22 protein-coding genes and 1 tRNA gene are annotated in these 23,004 nt (G+C 62.8%); 11 read left to right on the top strand and 12 right to left on the bottom strand.

Annotation, left to right across the window (positions count from 1 at the left end):
- Window positions 1–23: 23 nt before the first annotated feature.
- Window positions 24–866, bottom strand: coding sequence for a phenylalanine 4-monooxygenase (phhA, locus tag NKH13_RS07550; protein WP_352911789.1), 843 nt, complete (start codon window positions 864–866; stop codon window positions 24–26).
- A gap of 139 nt (window positions 867–1,005) precedes the next feature.
- On the opposite strand from phhA, the gene NKH13_RS07545 reads away from it, so the two are divergent.
- Entirely contained in the window at window positions 1,006–1,482 is a 477-nt protein-coding gene (locus tag NKH13_RS07545; RefSeq protein WP_352911785.1) for an Lrp/AsnC family transcriptional regulator, read from the top strand.
- Between the two features lie 99 nt (window positions 1,483–1,581).
- Window positions 1,582–3,120, top strand: a complete 1,539-nt coding sequence (gene bchE / locus NKH13_RS07540; RefSeq protein WP_352911782.1) for a magnesium-protoporphyrin IX monomethyl ester anaerobic oxidative cyclase — start codon at window positions 1,582–1,584, stop codon at window positions 3,118–3,120.
- 21 nt (window positions 3,121–3,141) lie between these two features.
- Here the strand turns inward: bchE and argB are convergent, their stop codons facing one another.
- Both argB and NKH13_RS07530 read right to left on the bottom strand, forming a co-directional pair.
- On the bottom strand, window positions 3,142–4,035 hold the full coding sequence (gene argB / locus NKH13_RS07535) for an acetylglutamate kinase (protein ID WP_023677482.1): 894 nt from the start codon (window positions 4,033–4,035) through the stop codon (window positions 3,142–3,144).
- A gap of 96 nt (window positions 4,036–4,131) precedes the next feature.
- Entirely contained in the window at window positions 4,132–5,628 is a 1,497-nt protein-coding gene (locus NKH13_RS07530) for an amidase (protein WP_352911779.1), read from the bottom strand.
- A gap of 126 nt (window positions 5,629–5,754) precedes the next feature.
- Between NKH13_RS07530 and NKH13_RS07525 the strand changes: the two genes are divergently transcribed.
- The 4 genes from NKH13_RS07525 to msrB all read left to right on the top strand — a co-directional run bounded on the left by NKH13_RS07525 (window position 5,755) and on the right by msrB (window position 8,432).
- Window positions 5,755–6,294, top strand: a complete 540-nt coding sequence (locus tag NKH13_RS07525; protein ID WP_352911776.1) for a sigma-70 family RNA polymerase sigma factor — start codon at window positions 5,755–5,757, stop codon at window positions 6,292–6,294.
- Window positions 6,291–6,995, top strand: coding sequence for an anti-sigma factor (locus NKH13_RS07520; protein WP_352912209.1), 705 nt, complete (start codon window positions 6,291–6,293; stop codon window positions 6,993–6,995). The genes NKH13_RS07525 and NKH13_RS07520 overlap by 4 nt, the downstream gene beginning before the upstream one ends.
- 204 nt (window positions 6,996–7,199) lie before the next feature.
- Entirely contained in the window at window positions 7,200–7,757 is a 558-nt protein-coding gene (locus NKH13_RS07515) for a fasciclin domain-containing protein (protein ID WP_352717137.1), read from the top strand.
- Between the two features lie 174 nt (window positions 7,758–7,931).
- Window positions 7,932–8,432 (top strand): peptide-methionine (R)-S-oxide reductase MsrB, encoded by a 501-nt coding sequence (msrB, locus tag NKH13_RS07510; RefSeq protein ID WP_352464747.1) that lies wholly within the window; start codon window positions 7,932–7,934, stop codon window positions 8,430–8,432.
- A gap of 125 nt (window positions 8,433–8,557) precedes the next feature.
- Here msrB and NKH13_RS07505 read toward each other — a convergent pair whose 3' ends face one another.
- Window positions 8,558–10,111, bottom strand: coding sequence for a DHA2 family efflux MFS transporter permease subunit (locus tag NKH13_RS07505; RefSeq protein ID WP_352912208.1), 1,554 nt, complete (start codon window positions 10,109–10,111; stop codon window positions 8,558–8,560).
- A gap of 67 nt (window positions 10,112–10,178) precedes the next feature.
- Window positions 10,179–11,357 carry an HlyD family secretion protein gene (locus NKH13_RS07500; RefSeq protein ID WP_352911773.1) on the bottom strand — a complete coding sequence of 393 codons (1,179 nt, stop codon included), beginning with the start codon at window positions 11,355–11,357 and terminating at the stop codon, window positions 10,179–10,181.
- A gap of 143 nt (window positions 11,358–11,500) precedes the next feature.
- On the opposite strand from NKH13_RS07500, the gene NKH13_RS07495 reads away from it, so the two are divergent.
- Window positions 11,501–12,250, top strand: coding sequence for a TetR/AcrR family transcriptional regulator (locus NKH13_RS07495; RefSeq protein WP_352911771.1), 750 nt, complete (start codon window positions 11,501–11,503; stop codon window positions 12,248–12,250).
- Window positions 12,251–12,271: 21 nt separating this feature from the next.
- Here the strand turns inward: NKH13_RS07495 and yihA are convergent, their stop codons facing one another.
- The 5 genes from yihA to rpmH all read right to left on the bottom strand — a co-directional run bounded on the left by yihA (window position 12,272) and on the right by rpmH (window position 16,059).
- A complete protein-coding gene (yihA, locus tag NKH13_RS07490; RefSeq protein WP_352717141.1) occupies window positions 12,272–12,931 on the bottom strand; it encodes a ribosome biogenesis GTP-binding protein YihA/YsxC in 660 nt (219 codons plus the stop codon).
- A complete protein-coding gene (locus tag NKH13_RS07485) occupies window positions 12,928–13,566 on the bottom strand; it encodes a CatB-related O-acetyltransferase (protein ID WP_352717142.1) in 639 nt (212 codons plus the stop codon). The genes yihA and NKH13_RS07485 overlap by 4 nt, the downstream gene beginning before the upstream one ends.
- A gap of 144 nt (window positions 13,567–13,710) precedes the next feature.
- Window positions 13,711–15,534 carry a membrane protein insertase YidC gene (gene yidC / locus NKH13_RS07480; protein ID WP_352717144.1) on the bottom strand — a complete coding sequence of 608 codons (1,824 nt, stop codon included), beginning with the start codon at window positions 15,532–15,534 and terminating at the stop codon, window positions 13,711–13,713.
- Window positions 15,535–15,547: 13 nt separating this feature from the next.
- Entirely contained in the window at window positions 15,548–15,901 is a 354-nt protein-coding gene (rnpA, locus tag NKH13_RS07475) for a ribonuclease P protein component (protein ID WP_352539960.1), read from the bottom strand.
- 23 nt (window positions 15,902–15,924) lie between these two features.
- Window positions 15,925–16,059: a 50S ribosomal protein L34 gene (gene rpmH, locus NKH13_RS07470; RefSeq protein WP_008833937.1), complete on the bottom strand. Its 135-nt coding sequence runs from the start codon at window positions 16,057–16,059 to the stop codon at window positions 15,925–15,927.
- A gap of 335 nt (window positions 16,060–16,394) precedes the next feature.
- On the opposite strand from rpmH, the gene NKH13_RS07465 reads away from it, so the two are divergent.
- From NKH13_RS07465 to NKH13_RS07455, 3 genes are all read left to right on the top strand, one after another.
- Window positions 16,395–17,882: an ATP-binding protein gene (locus tag NKH13_RS07465; RefSeq protein ID WP_352717145.1), complete on the top strand. Its 1,488-nt coding sequence runs from the start codon at window positions 16,395–16,397 to the stop codon at window positions 17,880–17,882.
- A gap of 245 nt (window positions 17,883–18,127) precedes the next feature.
- Window positions 18,128–18,204, top strand: a tRNA-Arg gene (locus NKH13_RS07460).
- Window positions 18,205–18,881: 677 nt separating this feature from the next.
- Window positions 18,882–19,196 (top strand): antibiotic biosynthesis monooxygenase family protein, encoded by a 315-nt coding sequence (locus tag NKH13_RS07455; protein WP_352717147.1) that lies wholly within the window; start codon window positions 18,882–18,884, stop codon window positions 19,194–19,196.
- Between the two features lie 46 nt (window positions 19,197–19,242).
- Here the strand turns inward: NKH13_RS07455 and NKH13_RS07450 are convergent, their stop codons facing one another.
- Complete coding sequence (locus tag NKH13_RS07450) at window positions 19,243–20,385, bottom strand: alpha-hydroxy acid oxidase (RefSeq protein WP_352717149.1); 1,143 nt, start codon at window positions 20,383–20,385, stop codon at window positions 19,243–19,245.
- A 77-nt stretch (window positions 20,386–20,462) separates the two neighbouring features.
- Complete coding sequence (locus NKH13_RS07445) at window positions 20,463–21,485, bottom strand: LacI family DNA-binding transcriptional regulator (RefSeq protein WP_352912207.1); 1,023 nt, start codon at window positions 21,483–21,485, stop codon at window positions 20,463–20,465.
- 543 nt (window positions 21,486–22,028) lie between these two features.
- On the opposite strand from NKH13_RS07445, the gene NKH13_RS07440 reads away from it, so the two are divergent.
- Window positions 22,029–22,991, top strand: coding sequence for a sugar-binding protein (locus NKH13_RS07440; RefSeq protein ID WP_352911765.1), 963 nt, complete (start codon window positions 22,029–22,031; stop codon window positions 22,989–22,991).
- The last annotated feature ends 13 nt before the right edge of the window (window positions 22,992–23,004 follow it).

Below are 23,004 nucleotides of genomic sequence, written 5' to 3'. Positions count from 1 at the left end.
GCCTTGGCGGTCGCTAACAAGAACTAACCTTTCAGACCTTTTGCCGGATCGAGCGCCGGCTCGCCTTTGCGGCGCGCCACGATCGCCGCAAGATCGGCGGTCTCGAAAGCATCACGCAGGGCGTCGAACGACGGCAGCACGAAATAAGCACGCTGAAACTTGTCGATCTCGTAGCCGGTGCGCATTACGGTTTCCAGGTCGAAGGCGACATGGTGCGCCTCGCCGCCTTCGACCGCGAACTGAAGCTCCGTGAAGGATGACATCAGCCCGGCGCCGAACGCCTTCAGCGGCTGGCCGGGTTCGCGCATCAGCCCGTATTCGACGGTGTACCAGTAAAGCCTGGTGATCATCTCGTCGCCGCCGAGCGCAATCACGCTGTCGGCCTTCTTGCCATACATCTGCATGAAGTCGGCAAAGACCGGCTGCGTCAGGATCGGCACGTGACCGAAGAAATCGTGGAACATGTCGGGCTCGACAATGTAGTCGAGCTCCTTTTGGGTTCGCAGCCAGTTGGTGACCGGGAAGCGGCGGTTGGCGAGGTGGTCGAAGAACGGCTGGGCGGGAATGAGCCCCGGCACGGCGACGATCTCCCAGCCGGCGAGCTTGCGCAGCTTCTCGCTGACCTCACCGAAATCCGGGATCTTGTCGAGAAGGCCAAGCGCCGCAACGCCATCGAGATAGGAATGATGGGCGAGCTTCCTGGTCAGCTTCGTCTGGCGGTCGCACAGCGTGCGCCACACCGCCTGTTCTTCGTCGCTATAATTGTAGCCCTGCGCCACGGTGAAATCGGCACGGCAGACCGAATAGTCGCCGCGAAGGCCTCGCGCGGCGCATTCGCGGGCATAGTCGGCAACGTTCATGGTCATGGCTGCTCTCCCTGGAAATCATGATCAGCGGATTGTCGGCAATTCTAGCGGAATGGCGGGAGGCAAATCAGCTTTGATGGTGGCTCAAATGCGGGGTTGGAGGTAAAAGACTCCACGATCGAGCTTTGGGAGAGTGAAAATGCCTCAGTTTGACGAATTCGAGATCAAGATGCTCGACATCCTGCAGCGCGACGGGCGCAAGCCGGTATCCGAACTGGCGCAGCAGATCGGCCTGTCGACGACACCTTGCGCGCGGCGCTTTGAGGTTCTTCAGCAGGCGGGCATCATCAAGCGCTTCGCCGCGGTGCTCAGCCGTCGCGCCGTCGGGCTGATGGTCGAGGTGTTCATCCAGGTGCGCCTGACCAGCCACAGCGACGGCTCGCCCGAAAGCTTCATCGCCGCCGTCCAGCGCATGGACGAGGTGTCCTCATGCTGGACCATGACCGGCGACCATGATTTCTTGCTGCACGTGATGGTGCCGTCGGTCGACGAGCTCAATGCTTTCGTCATGCACCGTCTGATGCGGCTCGAAGGCGTGCGCGACGTCCACACCCAGCTTGTGCTGCAGAACATCAAGGGGCCCGGCCATGTCCCGCTTGCACATCTCAGACGATAGGCATTTCTGCGGAAAGGCTGCACACAAACTGCTGAAGCTGGCCAATCTCCAGAGCTAGATCGCCGACTACGACATGCGGACCGCCATTGAAGGTCCGCCATGAAAATCGTCCTGATCAACCCGCCACATACAGTCATCGGCAGCCGTGTGCCGGACGACCATCTGCCGCCGCTCGGTTTGCTGGCACTGGGCGGTCCGCTGATCGACGCGGGACATCAAGTGCGGCTTGTGGACGCCGAATTCGGGCCGATGGCGCTTGCCACGCTGGTCCGGGACGCCTTGAGCGACCATCCCGACTGCATTCTGATCGGCCATTCCGGCTCGACCTCTGCACATCCGACAGCCCTGCTGATCGCCGGCATGGTCAAGGACATCGAGCCGGCGACAATCCTGATTTATGGCGGCGTGTTTCCGACCTATCATTGGCGCGACATACTGAACGAAACAGATGTCTTCGACTTCATCGTGCGTGGCGAGGGCGAGGCGACAATCGTCGCGCTGGTCGAAGCGCTGGAAAAACGCAAGCCGCTGTCGGATGTGACGGGCATCGCCTTTCCTGATGATTTGCGCCGGCCCTTTGCCACCCGGCCGACAAGGACGATCGCCAATTTCGACGATTACCGCATCGGCTGGGAACTGATCGACTTCAGTCGCTACAGCTATTGGGGAGGCAAGCGCGCGGTGGTCATGCAGTTCTCGCGAGGCTGTCCGCATCTGTGCAACTATTGCGGCCAGCGCGGCTTCTGGACGCGCTGGCGGCACCGCGACCCCGTGAAGTTCGCGCGGGAGATTGCCTGGCTATACCGCGAGCATGGCGTCGAGCTGATCAACCTTGCCGACGAGAACCCGACGTCGTCCAAAAAAGCCTGGCGCGCCTTTCTCGATGCGATGATCGCCGAGAACGTGCCGGTGCTGATCGTCGGCTCCACCCGCGCCGACGACATCGTCCGTGACGCCGACAGCCTGCATCTCTATCGCCAGGCCGGCGTCATCCGCTGGCTGCTTGGCATGGAAAACACCGACGAGCAGACGCTCCAGTTGATCCGCAAGGGCGGCAGCACCTCGTCCGACCGCGAGGCGATACGGCTGTTGCGCCTCAACGGCATCTTGTCGATGGCGACCTGGGTGGCCGGTTTCGAGGACGAAGGCTTTCGCGACCTCTGGCGCGGCTTCCGCCAGCTGATCGCTTATGACCCCGACCAGATCCAGGCGCTCTATGTGACGCCGCATCGCTGGACGCCGTTCTTCAGGATTGCCAGGGACCGCAAGGTGATCCAGCTGGACGCCCGCCTGTGGGACTACAAGCACCAGGTGCTGCGGATGACCCGCCTCAAACCGTGGATGCTGTTCTTCGCCGTCAAGCTGATCGAACTGGCCGTGCAGTTGCGGCCCAAGGCGCTGGTGCGTATCCTGTTCCACAAGGATCCGGAGCAACGGCATTCGATGCGCTGGTACACCAAAATGGGCCGCCGCGTCTGGTTCCGCGAGGTCTGGGGCTTTCTGGTCCGCGACCGCCGCCTCAAAAATGGCCCGACGCTTGCCGAATTCTGGGGCGCGCCGCAAGACGAGGAAGAGGAATCGATGGTTGTCGAACGCCTGTCGCGTAAGTCCGTGACCGCTATTTCGCCAAACGCTTGAGCCCCTCAGGCACCCGGCCAGTCACGGCACGATCAGCGTGCCGGCGCCGTGTTCGGTGAACAGCTCGAGCAGCACCGCATGCGGCGTCTTGCCGTTGAGGATGACGACGCCGGCGACGCCGCGCTCGATTGCCTCGATGCAGGTCTCGACTTTGGGGATCATGCCGCCCGAGACAGTTCCGTCCTTGATCAGGGCCTTGGCCTCGGCCACGGTCAACTCGTCGATCAGCTTCTTGTCCTTGTCGAGCACGCCGGGCACGTCGGTGAGGAACAGCAGGCGCGTCGCCTGGCAGGCCCCGGCGATGGCGCCGGCAAAAGTGTCGGCGTTGATGTTGTAGGTATGGCCGTCGCGGCCGGGCGCCACCGGCGCCAGCACCGGGATCATTTCGGACCGCGCCAGGAGGTCGAGCAATGTGCGGTCGACCTCGACAGGCTCACCAACGAAGCCTAGGTCGAGCACCCGCTCGATGTTGGAATCCGGATCGATCATGGTCTTGCGCGCCTTTTCGGCAAACACCATGTTGCCGTCCTTGCCGCACAGGCCGATCGCCCACTCGCCCTCGGCGTTGATCAGCGCGACGATTTCCTTGTTGATCGACCCGGCCAGCACCATCTCGACAATCTCGACGGTCTTCTGGTCGGTGACGCGCAAGCCGCCCTCGAATTTGGATTCGATGCCCATCTTGCTGAGCATGGCGCCGATCTGCGGCCCACCGCCATGCACGACGATCGGGTTGACGCCGGATTGCTTGAGCAGTGCGATGTCGCGGGCGAAAGCCTTGCCGAGCGCGATGTCGCCCATCGCGTGGCCGCCATATTTCACCACGACCGTCTTGTTCTCGTAGCGCTGCATATAGGGCAGCGCCCTTGAAAGCAGCGCGGCCTGCATTTCGGCGGTGGCGGCGACATCCGTCATCGGCGTGGTTCCCAGCTTGGAATGAACGGCGGCGTCTTAGCGGGAATTGGACGAGGGGGCAAACGGCTTTGCTGTCACGATCGATCAAATCACCGCCTATGCCGGCACCTGCAGCGGCGCCCGCCGGCCCAGCCATCCCGAGATTTTTTCCATCTGCGCGGCGAACGACAAAAGCGTCTCCTCGTCGCCGGGGCGGCCGGCGGCCTGGACGCCGAGCGGCAGGCCGGCATCGGTCACGTAAACCGGAAGCGTGATCGACGGTTGCCCGCTGACGTTCTGGATCGCCGGCCAGTGGGTGAACCACAGGCTCTTGTCCATCAGCTGGCCGAATAGCGGCTTGAACTTCAGCAGGCCGGCGAGGCGCAGTCTGTCCAGGACATTCTCGATGAATTCGTCGGCGCCTTTCGGGTCCATGGTGCCGCAGGCGAGCGGCGGATGCGCGATGACAGGCATCAGCACTGCATCGTAATGCGCGGTTTCGGTGATAAGCCGGCGCGAGGTTGCGTGCAGCCGCTGCAGGCCGGCATAGATTTCGCCGGCCGAGAGGATTTCACCGAACCGGCTCATCACGCGCGTTGCGCGTTCGATGTCGCCTGAGATGGAGCGGCCGACGCGCAGGGCCTCGCCACGCATCGTGCCGGCCACCGCCGCGGCGACGGTTCTGGCGAAATCGGCGATGAAATCGCGATCGATATAGGGCAGGTCGATCTCCTCGACGCTGTGCCCGCCTTCGCGCGCCAACGCAATTGCCGCATCCAGAGCTTTCAAGGTTTCTTCCGAAATCGGCAGGCCGAGCGGCGATTTTCGGTAGAAGGCGAGCTTGAGCTTGCCCGGATCGCGCCCGGCGGCCGCAGTGAAACTGCCGTTCGGCGAGGGTGCCGCGTAGGGCGACAGCGGGTCGGGCCCGTGGGTCAGGTCGAGCAGCAGGGCCGTATCGCGCACCGAGCGGGCCAACGCATGGTCGACGACGAAGCCGTACCAGCTTTCGGTGACGAGCGGCGTCAAGGGCACGCGGCCGCGCGAGGTTTTCAGCCCGACCAGCCCGGTACAAACGGCAGGCACCCTGATCGAGCCGCCGCCATCCGAGGCGTGCGCCACCGGCACGACGCCGGCCGCGACCAGCGCAGCCGCGCCGCCCGAGGAACCGCCGGTCGTGTGGGCGGTGTCCCATGGATTGCGGGTGACGCCGTAAGCCACGGACTCGGTCACCAGCCTCAGCCCGTGTTCGGGTGCGGTGCTGGTGGCGATCGGGACCAGGCCAGCAGCCAGATAGCGTTCCGTCATGACCGAGTTGAAATCGGGGGTGTAGGCTGGGATGCGGCTGCCGCCATGCGTCGGCACGCCCTTCATGGCAATGCCGAGGTCCTTCAGCGCAAAGGGCACTCCGGCAAGCGGCAGCTTGTGGTCGACGGTTTTCGCTCGCGCCCGCGCCGCCTCAAAAAGCGGTTCGGCGATGGCGTTGATCTCCGGCTGGGTGGCCTCGGCCCGGGCGATCGCCGCATCGACGAGATCTTGCGGTGTGATCTCTCCCTTGTGCACGAGTGCGGCCTGGCCGGTTGCGTCATGCTCCCACAGAACCCGCTCGATCGACATGGTCGCCCTCCCGCTCATGGCAAGCTAGCGGGCGGCGATTTCCTTGGCAATCGACGCTGGCGCTGCCAGTGCGCAAGACCATTTCAGTCGTTGCAAATACATTGCAATCGCCTAATTTGGCGGCCGATGACGCCGCAGGACATCAGCAACCTGATTGTCCGGACTTCCATGAAGGACCGGGCTGCGTTCGATCTGCTGTACCGGCAGACCAGCGCGAAACTTTTCGGCGTCTGCCTTCGTGTATTGAAGGATCGGGGAGATGCAGAAGAGGCGCTTCAAGAGGTCTTCGTCAAGATATGGACGAAGTCGGACCGTTTCGCCGTTTCGGATCTGAGCCCGATCTCCTGGCTGGTGGCCATTGCGCGCAATCATGCGATCGATCGGATCAGGGCGCGGCGAGAGCCTGCCGCCTATATCGATGCCGCGCTCGACGTGGCCGATCCGGCGCCGGGGCCGGAGGCCATGGCCGTGGCGGGCGGTGAGTCCGAACGCATCTACCATTGTCTCGAGGAATTGGACAAGGACCGGGCGGCGGCCGTCCGGAGCGCCTATCTGGATGGCAAAAGCTATGCCGAGCTGGCGGAGCGCTATCGCGTGCCGCTGAACACAATGCGGACCTGGCTGCGGCGCAGCCTGTTGAAACTGAGAGAATGCCTGGAAAGATGACGCTGGCTGACGACAACGGACCGGAACGTGGGGGCGACGACCTGTTCGCCGCCGAATACGTTCTTGGCGTGCTGGCCGCCGACGAACGCGAGATCGCGTCGCGCCGCATCGATGCGGACGCCGCCTTCGCGCGCCTTGTCGATAGCTGGGAGGCGCATCTTTCGCCGATGGCCGCCGCCTATCCGGAGACAGAGCCTCCGATCAGGGTCAAGGAAGCATTGGACCGCCGGCTGTTCGCTGCAGAGCCGCGCGCCGGCCTGTGGTCGAGCCTTGGCTTCTGGCGCGGCCTTGCCGCCGCCGCCATTGCGGCGCTGGCGATCTACATCGCCGTGCCTTACTTCCGCCCGCCCACCGAACCGCCGCAGACGCGGCTTGTCGCCTCGCTGGCGGCCGAAGGCAGCGACGTCAAATATCTCGTCGTCTACGATGCCGCCCGTCACGAGATCGGTCTTTCCCACGTTTCCGGCGAGCGGGCCGCCGGCAAGGACTTCGAACTGTGGATGATCGAAGGCAAGAATGCGCCGGTGTCGATGGGTGTCATCCCGGCCGGTGCGAGCGTGCATCTGGCCATCCCGCTCGCCGTCCAGGAAAAGTTGGCGCAAGGCGCCGTGCTTGCGGTCAGCGTCGAGCCTGCCGGCGGTTCACCGACCGGCCAGCCGACTGGACCGGTGGTCGCAGCGGGCGATCTGAAGAGCGTCTGACCGCTTCTTGCCTCTAGAAGCAGACCTGAAATCTATCTCCCGCGATTTAAACGCCTGCAAAGTTTGTTGGCGGCTGCCGATCCGCACTGGGCAAATTGCAGCGACACAATATTTTTTGCGGAGAGGGCGAAACTCCCACATTTCTGTCGCGTATCTCCTTGCGTTCCCGAATGAGGCGAACGATAACCCGAGGAGATTGAAATCATGCGTAAATTCGCCACCCTTTTGCTTGCCGGAACGGTCGCCATTTCTGCGCTCGCCACCATTGCCTATGCCCAAAATCCGATGGTCGGCGGCGCCGCCATGTATGCCCAGAAAAACATCGTCGAAAATGCTGTCAACTCGAAGGACCACACGACGCTGGTCGCTGCCGTCAAGGCAGGCGGCCTGGTCGATACGCTGCAAAGCGCTGGCCCCTTCACCGTGTTCGCGCCGACCAACGAGGCCTTTGCGGCACTTCCAGCCGGCACGATGGGGACGCTGCTCAAGCCTGAAAACAAGGACAAGCTGGTCAAGATCCTGACTTGCCATGTCATCGGCGCCAAGGCGATGGCCGCCGACGTCGCCAAGATGGTCAAGGATGACGGCGGCACCCACAAGGTCAAGACGGTCGGTGGTTGCGAACTGTCGCTCAAGACCGACGGCGGCAAGGTCACCGTGACCGACGAGAACGGCAATGTCGCCAATGTGACGATCGCCGATGTCGAGCAGTCCAACGGCGTCATCCACGTCGTCGACAAGGTTCTCCTGCCGAAGATGTAACAAACGCACGCTGCCGGCGAAGATATCGCTAAGGGCCTCCCTGCGCACACTCCGCGCCGTTCACGCAAGATGTGGATAGGCGCGGAGTCCCGCTTTGAGGACAGCGATCGTCACCGGCTTTTGATTTCCGTGTGGCGGTCGAATTTGGCACAAGCAATGACAGGAGGAATGGCCATGAACCGTCGCGAGCTTCTTTTGAGTGGTGCGGCAGCCCTTGGCGTTGTCGCAGGCGCCACCGCGCTGCGCATGGGCGGAGCCCAGGATGCACGCGCGGCCGAGACTTTCGAGGTCACCAAGACCGAAGCCGAGTGGCGCGCCATCCTGTCCGACGCGGCCTTCAATGTGCTGCGCAAGGAGGGCACGGAATACCCGGGAACCAGTCCGCTGCTCAACGAGCACCGCAAAGGCATCTTCGCTTGCGCCGGCTGCGACCTGCCGGTCTATTCGTCAGAGACCAAGTTCGATTCCGGCACAGGCTGGCCGAGCTTCTGGCAGGAAATCCCGAATTCCGTCGGCAAGACCGTAGACAGGTCGTTGGGCATGACCCGCACCGAGGTCCACTGTCGCCGCTGCGGTGGCCATCTCGGCCACGTCTTCGACGACGGTCCGCCGCCGACCGGGTTGCGGCATTGCATCAACGGCGTCGCCTTGACCTTCAAGCCGGCGACGGCGTGAGGACGGCTGCGCCCTGGCTTTGTCGGAGCGCGCGAGGACTTCGTAATGGTTGATTTTGCGCATGACCCCGAAAATCGCTTTTCGGGGTCATGCGCGAGGGCGCCAGGCGGGGGATCCAGCGCGCCTCAATGGCCTCCGCCACTGCCGCCCTGAGCGGCTGGCTTGCGGATCACCAGGGTGAAGAGCCCAAGCGTCGCGAACAAAACCGTCAGCATGAAGAATACGTCCATGAACGACAGCAGCGATGCCTGCTGCTGGACCATGCCTGACAGTTTGGAGATGGCCGCCTTGGAGGCGTCGAGCCCGGCGGTCTGCTCGAAGTTGAGCGTCATGTTCTGCAGCTTCTGCTGCGCAGCGGCACTTCCCCATTGCACGTGCTCGGAGAGCCTGGCGTAGTGGAAGGCATTGCGGTCGATCAGCACGGTGTTGATGACGGCCAGTCCGACGGCGCCGCCGAGATTGCGGGTCAGGTTGAACAAGCCAGACGCATTCTTCAGCCGCTCCGGCGGCAGGGTTCCGAGCGCAATGTTGTTGATCGGCACCATGCAGAGCATCATCGAGCAACCGCGCAGGATCTGCGGGATCAGCAGTTCATAGAAATCCCAGTCGGCGGTGAGATGCGTCATCCACCAGGTCCCCGTGGCGAAGCCGAAGAAGCCGATCATCATCATGATGCGCGGGTCCATCTTGTTCGACAGGATGCCGGAGATCGGCGCGGTGAAGAACATGGCCAGGCCGCTGACGAACAGCGCCTCGCCGATCATCATCGAATCGTAGCCGCGGATGCGCCCCAGGAACACCGGATAAAGATAGGTCAGACCGTAGAGGCCGATGCCGACGACGAAGGAGAACAGCGAGCCGAAGGCAAAATTGATATTGCTGAAGGCCCTCAGATCGACAATCGGCTCCTCGGCGGTGAACACGCGCCAGAAGAACAGCACCGCGCCGAAGGTCATGATGACGGCGCAGATGAACACCGCCTGATCCTGCAGCCAGTCGTTGTTGGGACCTTCCTCCAGCACATATTCCATGCAGCCCAGGAAGGCGGCCATGCCGGCAAGCCCCCACCAGTCGAACTTGCTGAACAGCTTGAGATTGGGTTTGTCGAAGTCGATCAGCGACCAGGCGGCCGTCGTCACCAGAATGCCGGGCACGACGTTGACCAGGAACAGCCAGTGCCAGGACATGGCATGGCTGATATAGCCGCCGACTGTCGGGCCGATGGTCGGCGCCAGCGTCGCCACCAGGCCGATCATCGGCGAGACGATGGCGCGACGCGACGGTGGGAAGATGGTGAAGGCGGCTGCAAAGACGCTCGGGATCATGCCGCCGCCGATGAAGCCCTGCACGGCGCGGTAGACGATCATCTGGTCGATATTGGTTGCGGTCGCCGCCAGCGCGCTGGCCGCGGTAAAGCCTGCTGCCGAGATCGTGAACAGCACCCGCGTCGACAGCATCCGGCTGAGGAAGCCCGACAGCGGGATCATCACCACCTCGGCAATCAGATAGGCCGTCTGCACCCACGGAATCTCATCCGAACTGGCGCTCAGCCCCGCCTGGATCTCGGCCAGCGAGGCCGAGACGATCTGGATGTCCAGGATGGCCATGAACATGCCGAACACCATCGCCAGGAAGGCGATGACGCGGCGTGTCGAGATGTGGTCGGCCGGCACCGGCATGGCTGGCGCCGGCGCCGATCCTGCAGTTAGGGTTGCGGTCGCCATGACCTTTGCTCCCGGTTCCGCTTTACTTCGATGCCGAAGGCGCCGTACGGCTGTCGACGGCGACGACGACGCTCAGGCCGGCGCGCAGCCTGCCCGTCTTCAGCACATCCGCGGGCACGTCGACACGAACCGGAACGCGCTGCACCACCTTGGTGAAATTGCCTGTGGCGTTTTCCGGCGGCAGCAGCGAGAACACTGCTCCCGAAGCCGGGGCCAGCGACGACACGGTACCCTCGAAGTCCTGGCCGTCGATCGCGTCGACCGACACACTGACCTTTTCACCAGGCACCAGCCGGGCAAGCTGGGTCTCCTTGAAGTTGGCGACGATATAGAGCTTGTCCATTGGCACGATGACGGCGAGCTTCTGTCCGGGGCTGATCAGGTCGCCCTGCTCGACCGAGCGGTTGCCGACCACGCCGTCATAGGGTGCGCGCAACACGGTGAAGGACAGGTCCCGCACCGCCTTGTCGTGGGCAAGCTGCAGCGAGGCCAGCGTGCTGGCCGATTCCGCGCGCTGCGCCTGGAGCACGCCGATATTGGCCTGAGCCGCCGCGATCTGTGCGTCGGCGCCGGCTAGTGCGGCATTGGCTTGCTCGACCGCCGTCTGGGCATCGTCCAACTGGGCCTGGGTGCCGACGCGGGTCTTGAGCAGCTGGGCGGCACGAACCTGAGCCCGCTTCGCATTGTCGGCCGCGGCCTGGTCGGCGGTCTTCTGCGCCTGCGCCTGCTTGAGCGAGGCGCGCGCCGCCTCGGTCTGGGCATCGATGCGGTCGAGCGTCTTGCTCAACGTGGCGATCTGCGCCTCGGCCTGGGCAACGGCTATCTTGTAGTCACCGTCATCGACGATTAGCAGCGGGTCGCCGGCCTTCACCTGCTGGTTCTCGGTCACTTTGACCTGATCGACATAGCCCGAGATTTTTGGCGAGATGAACGCCGTGTCGGCCTGGACATAGGCGTCGTCGGTCGTGATCATGAAGCGCCCGTCGGTCCAATAATCATAGCCATACCAGGCGCCGGCGCCCAGCAGGGCCAGGCCGATGATGGGCAACAACAGGGAGCGCATCGAGCGCTTCTTCTTGGCGGGCGCCAGCGGGGTGACGTCGGCGGGTTTGACGGGGGCTTCCGGCGCTTCGATCGCAGGTTGGACCTTGGCACTGGGGAAAGGGCGGACTTCGGCACTGGTGGGCGCGTTCGAGGACATGATATCTCTCTAAATTAACTGGCGCTGAACTTCATCAGACTGAACCGTTCGGTTCGATCTCGGCGTTGACTTAGCGCTTAAAGAGGCCCATATCAAGAGCAATCGAACCGGATGGTTCGAATTATTTTACGAGGTGTGACATTATGGCCGAAGCCCCCAAGGCCGCTCCTTTGCCTGAGTCAGGCCCATTGTCCAGCGCTGGCAAGGACCAGTGCGATCTGCTGGACAGTCTGCCGCGCGGCCGCCCGGCCGCGGGGCAAGACCCGGTCAAGCGCAGCCAGATCATCGAGGGTGCGCGCCGTGTCTTCATCGACAAGGGCTTCGAAGCCGCGTCGATGAACGACATTACCCGCGAGGCCGGCGTGTCCAAGGGCACCATCTATGTCTACTTCGCCAACAAGGAAGAGCTGTTCGAAGCACTGATCGAGGAAGAACGCGGCACGATCTTCAAGAACATGTACGAAGTGCTGGACCAGATAGGCGACCTTCGCCAGACGCTGGTGAAGTTCGGCATCGTGCTGTCCATGAAGATCACCTCGGCCAGGGTCATCCTGGCGCAGCGGACGGTGATCGGCGCGTCGGAACGCATTCCGGAGCTTGGCGCGCGATTTTACGAACGCGGGCCGAAGCGCGGCCATGACAGGGTTGTCGTTTTCCTCAACATGGCTATCGAACGCGGCCTGCTGAAGATCGACGATGTCGAGCTTGCCGCCTATCAGTTCACCGAGCTGTGCCTGGCCGGTCTTTTCCGCCAGTGCATATTCGCCTATCGCACCAAGGCGCCAAGTGCGGCCGAGATCGAACATATCGTCAGGTCGGGCGTCGACGTGTTCCTGAAGGCCTACGGCACCGAACAGCTTGCAGAGCAGGAACGGGCCTCCAGCCCCGCCTGACCAGCCGTCGGAGTCCGTTGCCTATCCGCCATTGGCGGCGAGCACGATCGCCGCACGCAATTCCTCGAGGCCCTCGCTCTTTTCCGACGACGTGGCGAGCACGAAGGGAAAGGCCGCCGGGCGTTTCTTGATTTTCGCCAGCGTTTCCTCGATCAGCTGCGGTATCCCCGCCGCCTTGATCTTGTCGGTCTTGGTCAGCACGATCTGATACGACACCGCCGCCTTGTCGAGCAGCGACAGCACCTCGTCGTCCTTGGCCTTGATGCCATGACGGGCATCGATCAGCACGTAGACGCGCTTCAGCGTCACCCGGCCCTTGAGATAGTCGAACACGAGCTTCGTCCACTCGTCGACCTTTTCCTTCGGCGCCGTGGCGTAGCCATAGCCCGGCATGTCGACCAGGGCCATCGGCGGCAGATCGGCGCCTTCTCCCGAAAATCCGCCCGGCACGAAATAGTTGAGCTCTTGCGTCCGGCCCGGCGTGTTGGAGGTGCGCGCCAGCCCCTTCTGGTTGACCAGCGCGTTGATCAGCGACGATTTGCCGACATTGGAGCGGCCGGCAAAGGCGATCTCGGGTGGACCCTCCGGCGGCAGGAATTTCATTGCCGGCACGCCGCGGATGAAGATCCAGGCTCGCGTGAACAATTCGATGCCGATCGTGGTCTTGTTCAACGCGTTCAAACCGCTGCCTCCAGAAGAAAAATGTTGCTGCCACGAATGGCATCGAGATTGCGGCTGATCTTTTCCACCGGCCAGTGCCACCACGCCAGCGCCAGCAGCCGCCGGATGGTCCTTTCGTCGAAGCGCATCTTCACCACCTTGGCAGGATTGCCGGCGACGATCGCATAGGCCGGCACATCGTGCGTCACCACCGACTTTGCCGCGACGATGGCGCCGTCGCCGATCTTCACGCCCGGCAGCATCACCGCTTCCATGCCGATCCAGACGTCATTGCCGACGATTGTGTCGCCACGCACCTCTTTAGACGATGTCGCCGGGTCGAAACCTTCCTCCCAGCCGTGGCCAAAGATGTTGAACGGATAGGTCGAAAAGCCGGACATGGCGTGATTGGCGCCGTTCATGATGAAGCGCGCACCCTCGGCAATGGCGCAGAACCTGCCGATGACCAGCCTGTCGCCGATGAACGGATAATGATGCAGCACGCATTTTTCGGCGAATTTGTCGGGTCCGTCAGGGTCGTCATAATAGGTGAAGTCGCCGATCTCGATATTCGGCGCCGTCACCAGCGGTTTCAGAAAGCCGACGCGCGTGTGCAACGGGATCGGATGCTTGATCGATGGATTGGGTCCGGTCATATCGAGCTCCATCGGGCAACTGCCAGCCAGGTCAAAATAGCGCGATCCGTCCGGCAGTACCAATCGCTTAATCCAGGCCGGCAACTTGTGCAAAAAGCCCCGGACGAACCGGGGCTTTTGGGTTTCGCATCATCGGAGCGCCGGCTATTCCGCCGGCGACGGTTTCTTGCGGAACAGCGCGACCAGATTGTCCCACAATTCGATCTTGGCGCCTTGCCGCTTCATGATCACGCCCTGCTGGAGGATCGACAGCGTGTTGTTCCAGGCCCAGTAGATGACGAGGCCGGCCGGAAAACCCGCCATCATGAAGGTGAAGATCACGGGCATCCAGGTGAAGATCGCAGCCTGCGTCGGGTCCGGCGGCGTCGGGTTCATGCGCATCTGCAGGAACATCGTCACGCCCATGATCAGCGGCCAGACGCCGATCATCAGCATGTGCGGCAAGGTGACCGGGATCAGCCCGAAGAGGTTGAAGATCGATGTCGGGTCCGGCGCCGCCAGATCCTGGATCCAGCCGAAGAACGGCGCGTGCCGCATCTCGATGGTGATGTAGAGCACCTTGTAGAGCGAGAAGAACACCGGGATCTGCAACGCCACCGGCCAGCAGCCGGCGAGCGGATTGATCTTCTCGGTCTTGTAGAGCTCCATCATCGCCTGCTGCTGCTTCATCTTGTCGTCCGCGTATTTCTCGCGGATCTCGAGCATCTTGGGCTGCACCTTCTTCATGTTCGCCATCGACGCATAGGACTTGTTGGCGAGCGGGAAGAACAGCGCCTTGACGATGACGGTGGTGGCGAGGATCGCCAGACCGAAATTGCCGAAGAATTTGTAAAGCGTGTCGATCAGCCAGAACATCGGCTTGGTGATGAAATAGAACCAGCCCCAGTCGATCAGAAGATCGAACTGGCGAATATGACGGTCCTTTTCATAAGCGTTGATCGTCGAAACTTCCTTGGCGCCGGCGAATATCTCCGACTCCACGGTCGTCGATTGCCCGGGAGCGACCGTGACAGGATCGGACAGGAAATCGGACTGGTAGCTGTGCGGATGGGGCCCGCTTTTGAACTCGAAATAAGAGAATTTGGGCTGAAATTCGCGGCCGCTAGGCGGCACGAGGGTCACCGCCCAATACTTATCGGTGATGCCCAGCCAGCCGTCGGTCGACTTGCCTGGCTTGTATTCCTTGTCAGATTCGACGCTGGAGTATTTGTATTCCTGCAGGCCCTCGCTTCCGGTAACGCCGATCAGGCCCTCGTGCAGCACATAGGTGCTGGCGATAGCCGGCTTGTCGAAACGCGTAACGCGGCCATAGTTCGACAACGTCGCCGGCGCCGAGCCGCCGTTCTGAACCGTGTCGGACACGGTGAACATATATTGGCTGTCGACGGAGAAGGTGCGCTTGAAGGTCAGGCCCTTGTCGTTGGTGAAGGTCAGCGTGACCGGCGTCGCCGGTGTCAGCGTCGCCTTGCCGTCGGTCTGCCAGACGGTGTCGGGGCCGGGCAGCGTGCCGACATTCGGCGTGCCGGAAAAGCCGATCTCGGCGAAATAGCCGTTCGGCAGAGACGCCGGGTTGAGCAACGCGATCTCGGGCGAGGTCTTGTCGACCGTCTCCCTGTAGTGCTTGAGCCGGAGGTCGTCGAGGCGCGCGCCGGTGAGGTTGATCGAGCCTTCGAGGCTCGGCGTGTCGATCTTGACGCGGCTGGTCGAGGCAATCGCCTGGTCGCGGCCGGCCGGCGTCACCGCGTCGCCGCCAGGCGCGTTCGGAATGGCGCCCGGCTGCACCGGTGTTTCGCTGGCGCCCGGGCTGGTGCCTTGGGCGGCCTTCTTCTGCTCCGCCACGCGCTGCTCTTCGATGCGGGCGGCTTCGCGCTGCATCTCACTGCGCGGCATCACATAGAAATATTGCCAAAGCGCCAGGATCAGCACCGACAGTGCGATGGTGATGAAGAAGTTGCGGTTGTTTTCCATCGAAGCCCTTGGCCTATCGTGTTCCACGCAATCTGCGGGAGAGTTCGGCCTTCAACTGGCCGAACGGAGTGGTAAGCACGTCTTCGCGCCCGACGATGACATAATCATTGCCTGGCGCCATGTCATCCGCGGCATGCGTGCGCACGGCCTCTCTCAGCCGCCGCCGGATGCGGTTGCGAACGACGGCGTTGCCGACCTTCCTGGTGACGGTATAGCCGACGCGCGGCGCTTCGCTGTCGCCGCGGCCCAGAACCTCGACGAGGAAAAGCCGCCCGCGGCGCTTCTCACCACGGCGGACGGCCAGGAATTCCGCGCGCTTCAGAAGCCGCTTGGGATGGGCACCCGTTGGCTTGCCGGTTGCGGGCAACGATCTTGTCTCTCGCTTGGTGCTCAGGCGCTGAGACGCTTGCGGCCGCGGTTGCGGCGGGCTGCGACGACGCCGCGGCCACCTTTGGTGGCCATGCGGGCGCGGAAACCGTGCCTGCGTTTGCGGACGAGTTTGGACGGCTGGTAAGTACGCTTCATTTGTTTAAATACCGCGGGGTGCGGCCCTTCTTGATTCTGTCACTTTGTAACAGGAGCTTTGCCGGGCCGGTTTTGGCGCGATCGAAACCGCGCCGGGACGAATGGCCCGAGCGTGAGCGGGCTTATAGAAAGAAGGGTTTTGGAAGTCAATCCAGCGCGTCGGGCCGGTGTTGCCGGGCTGGCAGGGAAGTCTTGCGGCCCTTTGTCCGGCTTCGACCAAAGGATGAATTTGGCAAAAAAGCCGCAATCGCCTAATCTCACCCGATCAAGCGATCGTGAAGACGAGCAGTCCTTAAGACAAGCAGCCGTGATGACAGGCAGCCGTGACGACGAGCATGAGTGAAGTCCCAGCAACCGACGAGAGCATCGCCCAGGCGAAGGCGGCCACCCGCAGGGTGCCGCTGGCGCGCGGCCTGTCGACCAAGTTGCTGCTGCTCACCATCGTCTTCGTGCTCTTGGCCGAAATCCTCATCTTCGTGCCCTGGATCGCCAGCTACAGGCTGAGCTGGCTGAAGGAAAGGCTGAGCACGGCCGCCGCGGTTTCAATCGTCCTGGTGCAGGGCGAACCTGCCTCGCTGTCGCGTGCCGCCCAGAACGACGTGCTGATGGCGATCGGCGCCAAGGCGATCGCGGTGCGCGACGGCGGCGTCTCGCGGCTTCTGGTCGTGGCCGAAATGCCGCCGCAGGTCGACGATCATATCGATATCGCCAATGTCGGCATGATCAAGGGCATGACCGGCGCGCTGGACACGCTGTTTTTCGGCGGCAAGCGGATGCTGCGCGTCTTCGGGCCGGTCGGCGACAGCGACAAGGAATTCGAGCTGATCATGCCCGACCACCGCCTGCGCAATGCCATGCTGATCTATTCGCGCAACGTCGCCTTCGTCTCGCTGCTGATCTCGCTGTTCACCGCCATGCTGGTCTACGCCGCGATAGACCTGATCATGATCGGCCCGATCAGGACGATGACACGTTCGATGCTGTCCTTTTCCGAGGCGCCCGACGACCCCGGCCGCATCATTCACCCCGCCGCGCGGGGCGACGAGATCGGCGTCGCCGAACGCGAGCTGTCGCAGATGCAGGAGCGGCTGCAAAAGATGCTGACCGAGCAGAAGCACCTGGCCGATCTCGGCCTGGCCGTGTCGAAGATCAACCACGACATGCGCAACATCCTTGCCTCGGCGCAGCTGATGTCGGACCGCCTGCGCCAGGTCAAGGACCCGACTGTGCAGGCCTTCGCGCCAAAACTGCTGCGCGCGCTCGACCGCGCCGTGTCCTATTCGGAGGGCGTGCTTGCCTATGGCCGCACCCAGGAGCCGCCGCCGTCGCGCCGCAGGCTGCGGCTGCGCCAGCTGGTCGAAGACGTCCAAGGCCTGCTCGACATCGAATGCGGCATCGAATTCGTCAACGCCATCGATCCGGTGCTCGAGGTCGACGCCGATTCCGACCAGCTGTTCCGCGTGCTCACCAATCTTAGCCGAAACGCCGTGCAGGCGATGGCGGCGGACACCGAGAGCGCCGTGGTGCGCCGCCTGACCATATCGGCCGAGCGCATCGGCAGCGTCAGCCGCATCGTCGTCACCGACACCGGCCCCGGCCTGCCGCCAAAAGCGCGCGAAAACCTGTTCGCGGCATTTCGCGGCTCGGCCCGCAGCGGCGGCACCGGCCTTGGCCTGGCGATCGCCCATGAATTGATCCGCGCCCATGGCGGCACGGTGGAGCTGGTCGAAAGCATCGGCGGCCGCACCACATTCGCGGTCACCATTCCCGACCAGCCGGTCCGGCTCGACCAGGCCCGCAACGGTCTGCGCCGCCCGGCGTAACGAACCGTTTCGTTACGGGCCGTTTCAATTCGCAAATGGTTGGTCCGAGACTACGAGCCATCGGCTCGGCCGCCGTGTGGCGTGAGCTCGCCTTCGCCGGCGGGCGCGTGACGGCAAAACGTGGCGGCAAAACTTTTGGCCAGGATCGGCTTGCTTTTCGCAAATTCAGTCGCTAGGGAACAGCTCACATTCGCGGCCGGTCGCCAGGATCGGATTGCGGGGCTATGCAAAGCATGGCCTGTTGCGCGCCCGTAGCTCAGCTGGATAGAGCACCAGACTACGAATCTGGGGGTCAGGAGTTCGAATCTCTTCGGGCGCGCCATCAATCCAATGCACGGCCCGCCTCATGGGGCCTCTCGGGCGCGGTGAGCTCATAGCCGTCCGACTATGACCGTGACCGGTAGCCGGAAGGTCGCGAGGGCTGAGCGCCATCCCTGCCAAAAAGGGGATCGTCAGCCGATGCTGCTCAGTCGGCCTGCTTAATCTCCGGACCCGGTTCAGTCGGCGGAGCTGGCGTGCAATTCTGGCCGGTGCATTCCTGCACGGGATCGTTCGCCGGCGGGAGACAATTTTGGCCTTCACAATGAACGGGCGGCTGCGCTGTTGCGGCTTTATTGTTCGGCGGCACAGGCCGATCCTCAGCGCGAACGGCCGGCATTCCAAGGTCGATCATGGCCGTGCACAAGAGCGCAATCCGAAGCAAGTTCATTTTCGCCTCCGCAACTGACAGCGAGACGCAGATTATACCTTCGAACTGCGGCCAACATCCTGTCACCCGCGAACGGCGTTAACAGCGCGTTTCATTGCCGGTCGCAAGGGCGTACCGATTGAGATCGAGCGTCGTCCTCTTCCTGGCAAAATAGCGCCAGAAACGGGGCATTCGGCCGGAGGTGACTGAAGCCAACCTTCCGATTTTCCTGTACACGTGTTCGAAGGGTTTGAGTGCCTTAGGGCTTTCGCATATTCGAGCTTCTTCAGGTCTTTCACGGGGGAACGTACATGACGGCATTCAACAGCGTCCGCTTCCAGGTCAAGCCGGGTAGTGAAGACGAATTCGTCGAACTGTTCAGCAGCGCTCCGCGCAATTTCGAGGGATTGCGAAAAATGGCTCTCATCAAATCGGGAGACGGCGCCTTCTTCTCGATTGGAGAGTGGGACACTTTCCAGCACATGGTCGATGCCAGGCCCAAAATGCTAGGCAATCTTGATCGGTTCCGGCATGCGTTGCAGCGGCTTGAGGGCGGATATACGGATGCTGTTTCCGGCGAGGCCGTCTTCGAAACGGACGGCAGGAGCAGCGGCAGGTCGGTATAGGTTCGCACTTCGAAAAGCTTATGCCGTGCGCCACTTCCCGGCTGCCTCACCTAAACCGCACATTCCCCCTGGAAAGCTCTGCCACCGACCTGCATCCCATCAGCCGCATGTCGCGTTCGATCTCGGTTCGCATCAGGCCGAGTGCCCGTTCGACGCCGGCCTGTCCGGCGGCTGCCAGCGGGAAGAGATAGTAGCGCCCGACACCGACGGCCTTGGCACCCAACGACAGGGCTTTCAGCACATGCGTGCCGCGCTGGACGCCGCTGTCGATGATCACGTCTATCTTGTCGCCCACCGCGTCGACGATCTCCGACAGCTGGTCGAAGGGACTGCGCGAGCCGTCCAGCTGCCTGCCGCCATGATTTGACAGAACGATGCCGGTGCAGCCGATGTCGACGGCCTTTCTGGCATCGGCGACGCTCATGATCCCCTTCAGGCAAAACTGGCCGTTCCAGAAGCGGACCATGTCTTCGACGTCCTTCCAATCCAGCGATGGATCGAGGATCTCGGTGAAATAGCGGCTGATGGAAAGCGCTCCGCCACCGAGATCGATATGGCCGTCCAACTGCGGCAGGCTGAACTTTTCGTGCGTCAAATAGTCGATAGCCCATCTCGGCTTGATCGCGAACTGCATCATCCCGCCGAGCGTAAGCCGAAAGGGGATTGAAAAGCCGGTCCGCAGGTCACGCTCGCGGTTTCCGCCGGTGACGCTGTCGACGGTCAGCATCATCACCTCGACGCCGGACGCCTTGGCGCGCTCCATCATGGCGCGGTTCAGGCCGCGATCCTTATGGAAATAGAACTGATAGACCTGCGGCGTCCTGTGCTTGCGGACTTCCTCCAGGCTGACTGTGCCAAGCGACGAGACGCCGAACATCGTGCCGAACTTCTCCGCCGCCGCGGCGACGGCGCGCTCGCCGCTATGGTGAAACAGCCGCTGGAGAGCCGTCGGCGAACAATAGACCGGCATCGCCAGCTTCTGGCCCATGACGGTGACCGACATGTCGACCTGTCCGACGCCGGCAAGGACGTTGGGGACGAGATCGCAGTCCTCGAACGCCGCCGTGTTGCGCCGCAGCGTCGTCTCGTCGTCCGCGCCGCCATCGATATAGTTGAAGATCGGGCCTGGCAGGCGCTGTTTTGCCAGCCGGCGAAAGTCCTGAAAATTATAGCAGCTTTGCAATCTCATGGATTCAATCGGGCCTATGCCGGGCGCGCTGTCAAGCCAGTGCCATTGCGGCTCGCCAGCTATCCCGCCGCCTCGCGTCAGCCCGCCACAGCGCCAACCGACTCCCGCTCCACCAGCGGACATTCGAGCTTCGTGATGGGATAGCGGCCGCGACCGGGTGGGGCGGGGACTTCCAGCTGCTCGATCGCCCATTGCCCCATCGCCATATGCGGCAGGATCGACGTCGTCAGCGGCGGGAACAGATGCCGCGCGATCTCCTCGTCGTCATAACCGACCACCGAAATATCCTGGGGGATGTGCAGGCCGGCCTCCTTCAGCGCCTCGTAGCAGCCGATCGCGGTGCGATCGTTCTGGCAGAAGATGGCGGTCGGCCGGTCCTTCAGCCCCAAGAGCTTGACGGTCGCGGCATAGCCGGCGCTCGCCGACCAATCGCCTTCGACGACCAGCGCCGGGTCGAACGGGATGTCGGCTGTCGCCAGCGCCCGGCGGTAACCCTTCAACCGGTCCTGCGCCGCCTGCATCCAGGGCTCGCCGGTGATGGTGGCGATACGGCGATGGCCATGGCTGATCAGGTGCCGGGTCGAGCTCTGCCCGCCGGCGATCTCGCTTGGCACCACGGCGGGGAAGGCATAGTCGGCGGTGTAGCAGTTGAGCAGGATGACCGGAATGTCGAGGCCGTAGAGATAATCCGGCGCGACGATCTCGCGGGTGAAGATGGTCATGTAGATCAGCGCCGAAATGCCCCGCTTGGTCAGCGCCGCGATGGCGCGGGGCTCCATCACCTCGTCGCCCATGGTCTGCGCCACCAGCAGCACATTGCCGGCGTTCCACGAGGCTTGCCGCGCCCCTTCAATGGCGACGACCGCCTCCGGGCTGGTCGCCAACTGGTCGACGGCGAAGCCGATCACGCCATCCAGCCCGTCGAATGCGGCAACCGGGGCTCGCAAGGCAGAAAACACCGGCGGCGAATAGCCCAGCGTTCGCGCGGTCTCGATCACCCGCTCTCGGGTTTGCTGCGACAGCCTGATGCCCGGCGTGTTGTTGAGCACGAACGAAACCGTCGCCTGCGAACAGCCTGCGGCCCTGGCGATGTCGGTCATGGTAACGCGGCCCTTGGGGTTTTTCCCGGGCAGCTTGCGCCGCCTGGTACCCTCAAGGACGGGATCACGCAGTGGTTCGTTCATATCATTGGTCCCTCGAATCTCGCATTTATAAGGCAAAGCGCTACTAATAGATATAATCGACCCTCTTAGGCGATTTAGTCCCCGATCCGAAACGGTAGCGACTGGGGAGGCCGCTCTCCTTTGTGACGAGAATCCCGACCAAACTAATACTCTTTACTAATATCTGGCATCCCTATAACGTCAATCCATCATGCCCGGACGACATCGGACCGCGCATGTTCGGAACGCAAGCCAGCCTGGTATCGGACGGTTCCCGTCAGCCGGAGCTCGCCTGCCGCTTCGGGGAAATGTCAGACAAATCGGACTATTTACGAACGACGAATGAGTCTCTAAAGTCGACGATCGCGGCTGGAATTGCGTCGTTCTTCGCTGCCGGAAACCCTTGAGGAGGAGGGCGTCCAAGCCGCGCCGGCAAGTTCATCATCAGCGAAAATTACTGAGTCAAATGGGAGGTTGAATATGAAATCTGTGATACGAAATGCGTCCGTCGCCGCTGCGGCCCTGCTGCTCGGCCTGTCCGCCAGCGCAATTGCGCGGGCCGACGACAAGCCGACATTGGCCTTCGTCGTCAACGGCGCGTCCGACTTCTGGAAGGCGGCAGAAGCTGGCGTCAAGAAAGCGCAGGGCGAACTGCCCGACTACAATCTGGAACTGAAATATCCTGAGCAGTCGTCGGTCGCCATCCAGCAGCGGCTGATGGACGATCTTGTGACGGCGGGCGTCAAGGCCATCATGGTCTCCGCGGTCGACCCCAAGACCTCGACCGACGGCCTGAACAAGATCGCTTCGGAAACGGCGCTGTTCACCACCGACAGTGACGCCCCGCAGACCAAGCGCGTCGCCTATATCGGCTCGTCCAACGTCGATGCCGGCAAGCAGGCGGCCGAGATCGCCAAGAAGGCGATGCCCGACGGCGGCAAATGCCTCGGCTTCGTCGGCCTGCTCGGCGCCGACAACGCCAAGGAGCGCATCCAGGGCATGAAGGACGGGCTAGCCGGTACCAAGATCGAGCTGGTCGACGTGCGCGGCGATGACATCGATCAGGCCCGCGCCAAGAAGAATGTCGAGGACGCGCTGGTCGCCAGCCCCGACGTCACCTGCATGGTCGGCTTCTATTCCTACAACACGCCGCGCATCTATGAGGCGCTGCGCGATGCCGGCAAGCTTGGCCAGATCACCGTCGTCGGCTTCGATGACGATCCGATCACGCTGGGTGGCGTCAAGGAAGGCACCGTTGCCGCCACCGTGGTGCAGCAGCCCTTCGAGTGGGCCTATCAGGGCATGAAGCTGATGGCCGCCTATCTCAAGGGCGACAAGTCGGGCGTCCCGGCCGATGGACTGATCATCATCCCGACCAAGATCATCGGCAAGGACGATGTCGACGCCTACGCCGCCAGCCTCAAGGCGATGTCTGGAAACTGAGCGAATTAGGTTG

Origin of the sequence: Mesorhizobium sp. M1348, assembly GCF_040317925.1 — a bacterium.
Classification (GTDB): domain Bacteria; phylum Pseudomonadota; class Alphaproteobacteria; order Rhizobiales; family Rhizobiaceae; genus Mesorhizobium.
The sequence above is the reverse complement of the archived record's forward strand: the minus strand, read 5'-3'. Positions and strand labels throughout refer to the sequence as shown.

Bases quoted from the DNA above. Each gene is read 5' to 3' on its own strand.
- NKH13_RS07485 (WP_352717142.1), bottom strand. From the start codon at position 13,566: ATGACCGGACCCAATCCATCGATCAAGCATCCGATCCCGTTGCACACG.
- phhA (WP_352911789.1), bottom strand. From the start codon at position 866: ATGACCATGAACGTTGCCGACTATGCCCGCGAATGCGCCGCGCGAGGC.
- rpmH (WP_008833937.1), bottom strand. From the start codon at position 16,059: ATGAAGCGTACTTACCAGCCGTCCAAACTCGTCCGCAAACGCAGGCAC.
- argB (WP_023677482.1), bottom strand. From the start codon at position 4,035: ATGACGGATGTCGCCGCCACCGCCGAAATGCAGGCCGCGCTGCTTTCA.
- NKH13_RS07520 (WP_352912209.1), top strand. From the start codon at position 6,291: ATGACGCTGGCTGACGACAACGGACCGGAACGTGGGGGCGACGACCTG.
- NKH13_RS07500 (WP_352911773.1), bottom strand. From the start codon at position 11,357: ATGTCCTCGAACGCGCCCACCAGTGCCGAAGTCCGCCCTTTCCCCAGT.
- NKH13_RS07440 (WP_352911765.1), top strand. From the start codon at position 22,029: ATGAAATCTGTGATACGAAATGCGTCCGTCGCCGCTGCGGCCCTGCTG.
- NKH13_RS07465 (WP_352717145.1), top strand. From the start codon at position 16,395: ATGAGTGAAGTCCCAGCAACCGACGAGAGCATCGCCCAGGCGAAGGCG.
- NKH13_RS07545 (WP_352911785.1), top strand. From the start codon at position 1,006: ATGCCTCAGTTTGACGAATTCGAGATCAAGATGCTCGACATCCTGCAG.
- msrB (WP_352464747.1), top strand. From the start codon at position 7,932: ATGAACCGTCGCGAGCTTCTTTTGAGTGGTGCGGCAGCCCTTGGCGTT.
- NKH13_RS07455 (WP_352717147.1), top strand. From the start codon at position 18,882: ATGACGGCATTCAACAGCGTCCGCTTCCAGGTCAAGCCGGGTAGTGAA.
- NKH13_RS07450 (WP_352717149.1), bottom strand. From the start codon at position 20,385: ATGAGATTGCAAAGCTGCTATAATTTTCAGGACTTTCGCCGGCTGGCA.
- NKH13_RS07515 (WP_352717137.1), top strand. From the start codon at position 7,200: ATGCGTAAATTCGCCACCCTTTTGCTTGCCGGAACGGTCGCCATTTCT.
- NKH13_RS07445 (WP_352912207.1), bottom strand. From the start codon at position 21,485: ATGACCGACATCGCCAGGGCCGCAGGCTGTTCGCAGGCGACGGTTTCG.
- yidC (WP_352717144.1), bottom strand. From the start codon at position 15,534: ATGGAAAACAACCGCAACTTCTTCATCACCATCGCACTGTCGGTGCTG.
- NKH13_RS07505 (WP_352912208.1), bottom strand. From the start codon at position 10,111: ATGCCGGTGCCGGCCGACCACATCTCGACACGCCGCGTCATCGCCTTC.
- NKH13_RS07530 (WP_352911779.1), bottom strand. From the start codon at position 5,628: ATGTCGATCGAGCGGGTTCTGTGGGAGCATGACGCAACCGGCCAGGCC.
- NKH13_RS07525 (WP_352911776.1), top strand. From the start codon at position 5,755: ATGACGCCGCAGGACATCAGCAACCTGATTGTCCGGACTTCCATGAAG.
- NKH13_RS07495 (WP_352911771.1), top strand. From the start codon at position 11,501: ATGGCCGAAGCCCCCAAGGCCGCTCCTTTGCCTGAGTCAGGCCCATTG.
- bchE (WP_352911782.1), top strand. From the start codon at position 1,582: ATGAAAATCGTCCTGATCAACCCGCCACATACAGTCATCGGCAGCCGT.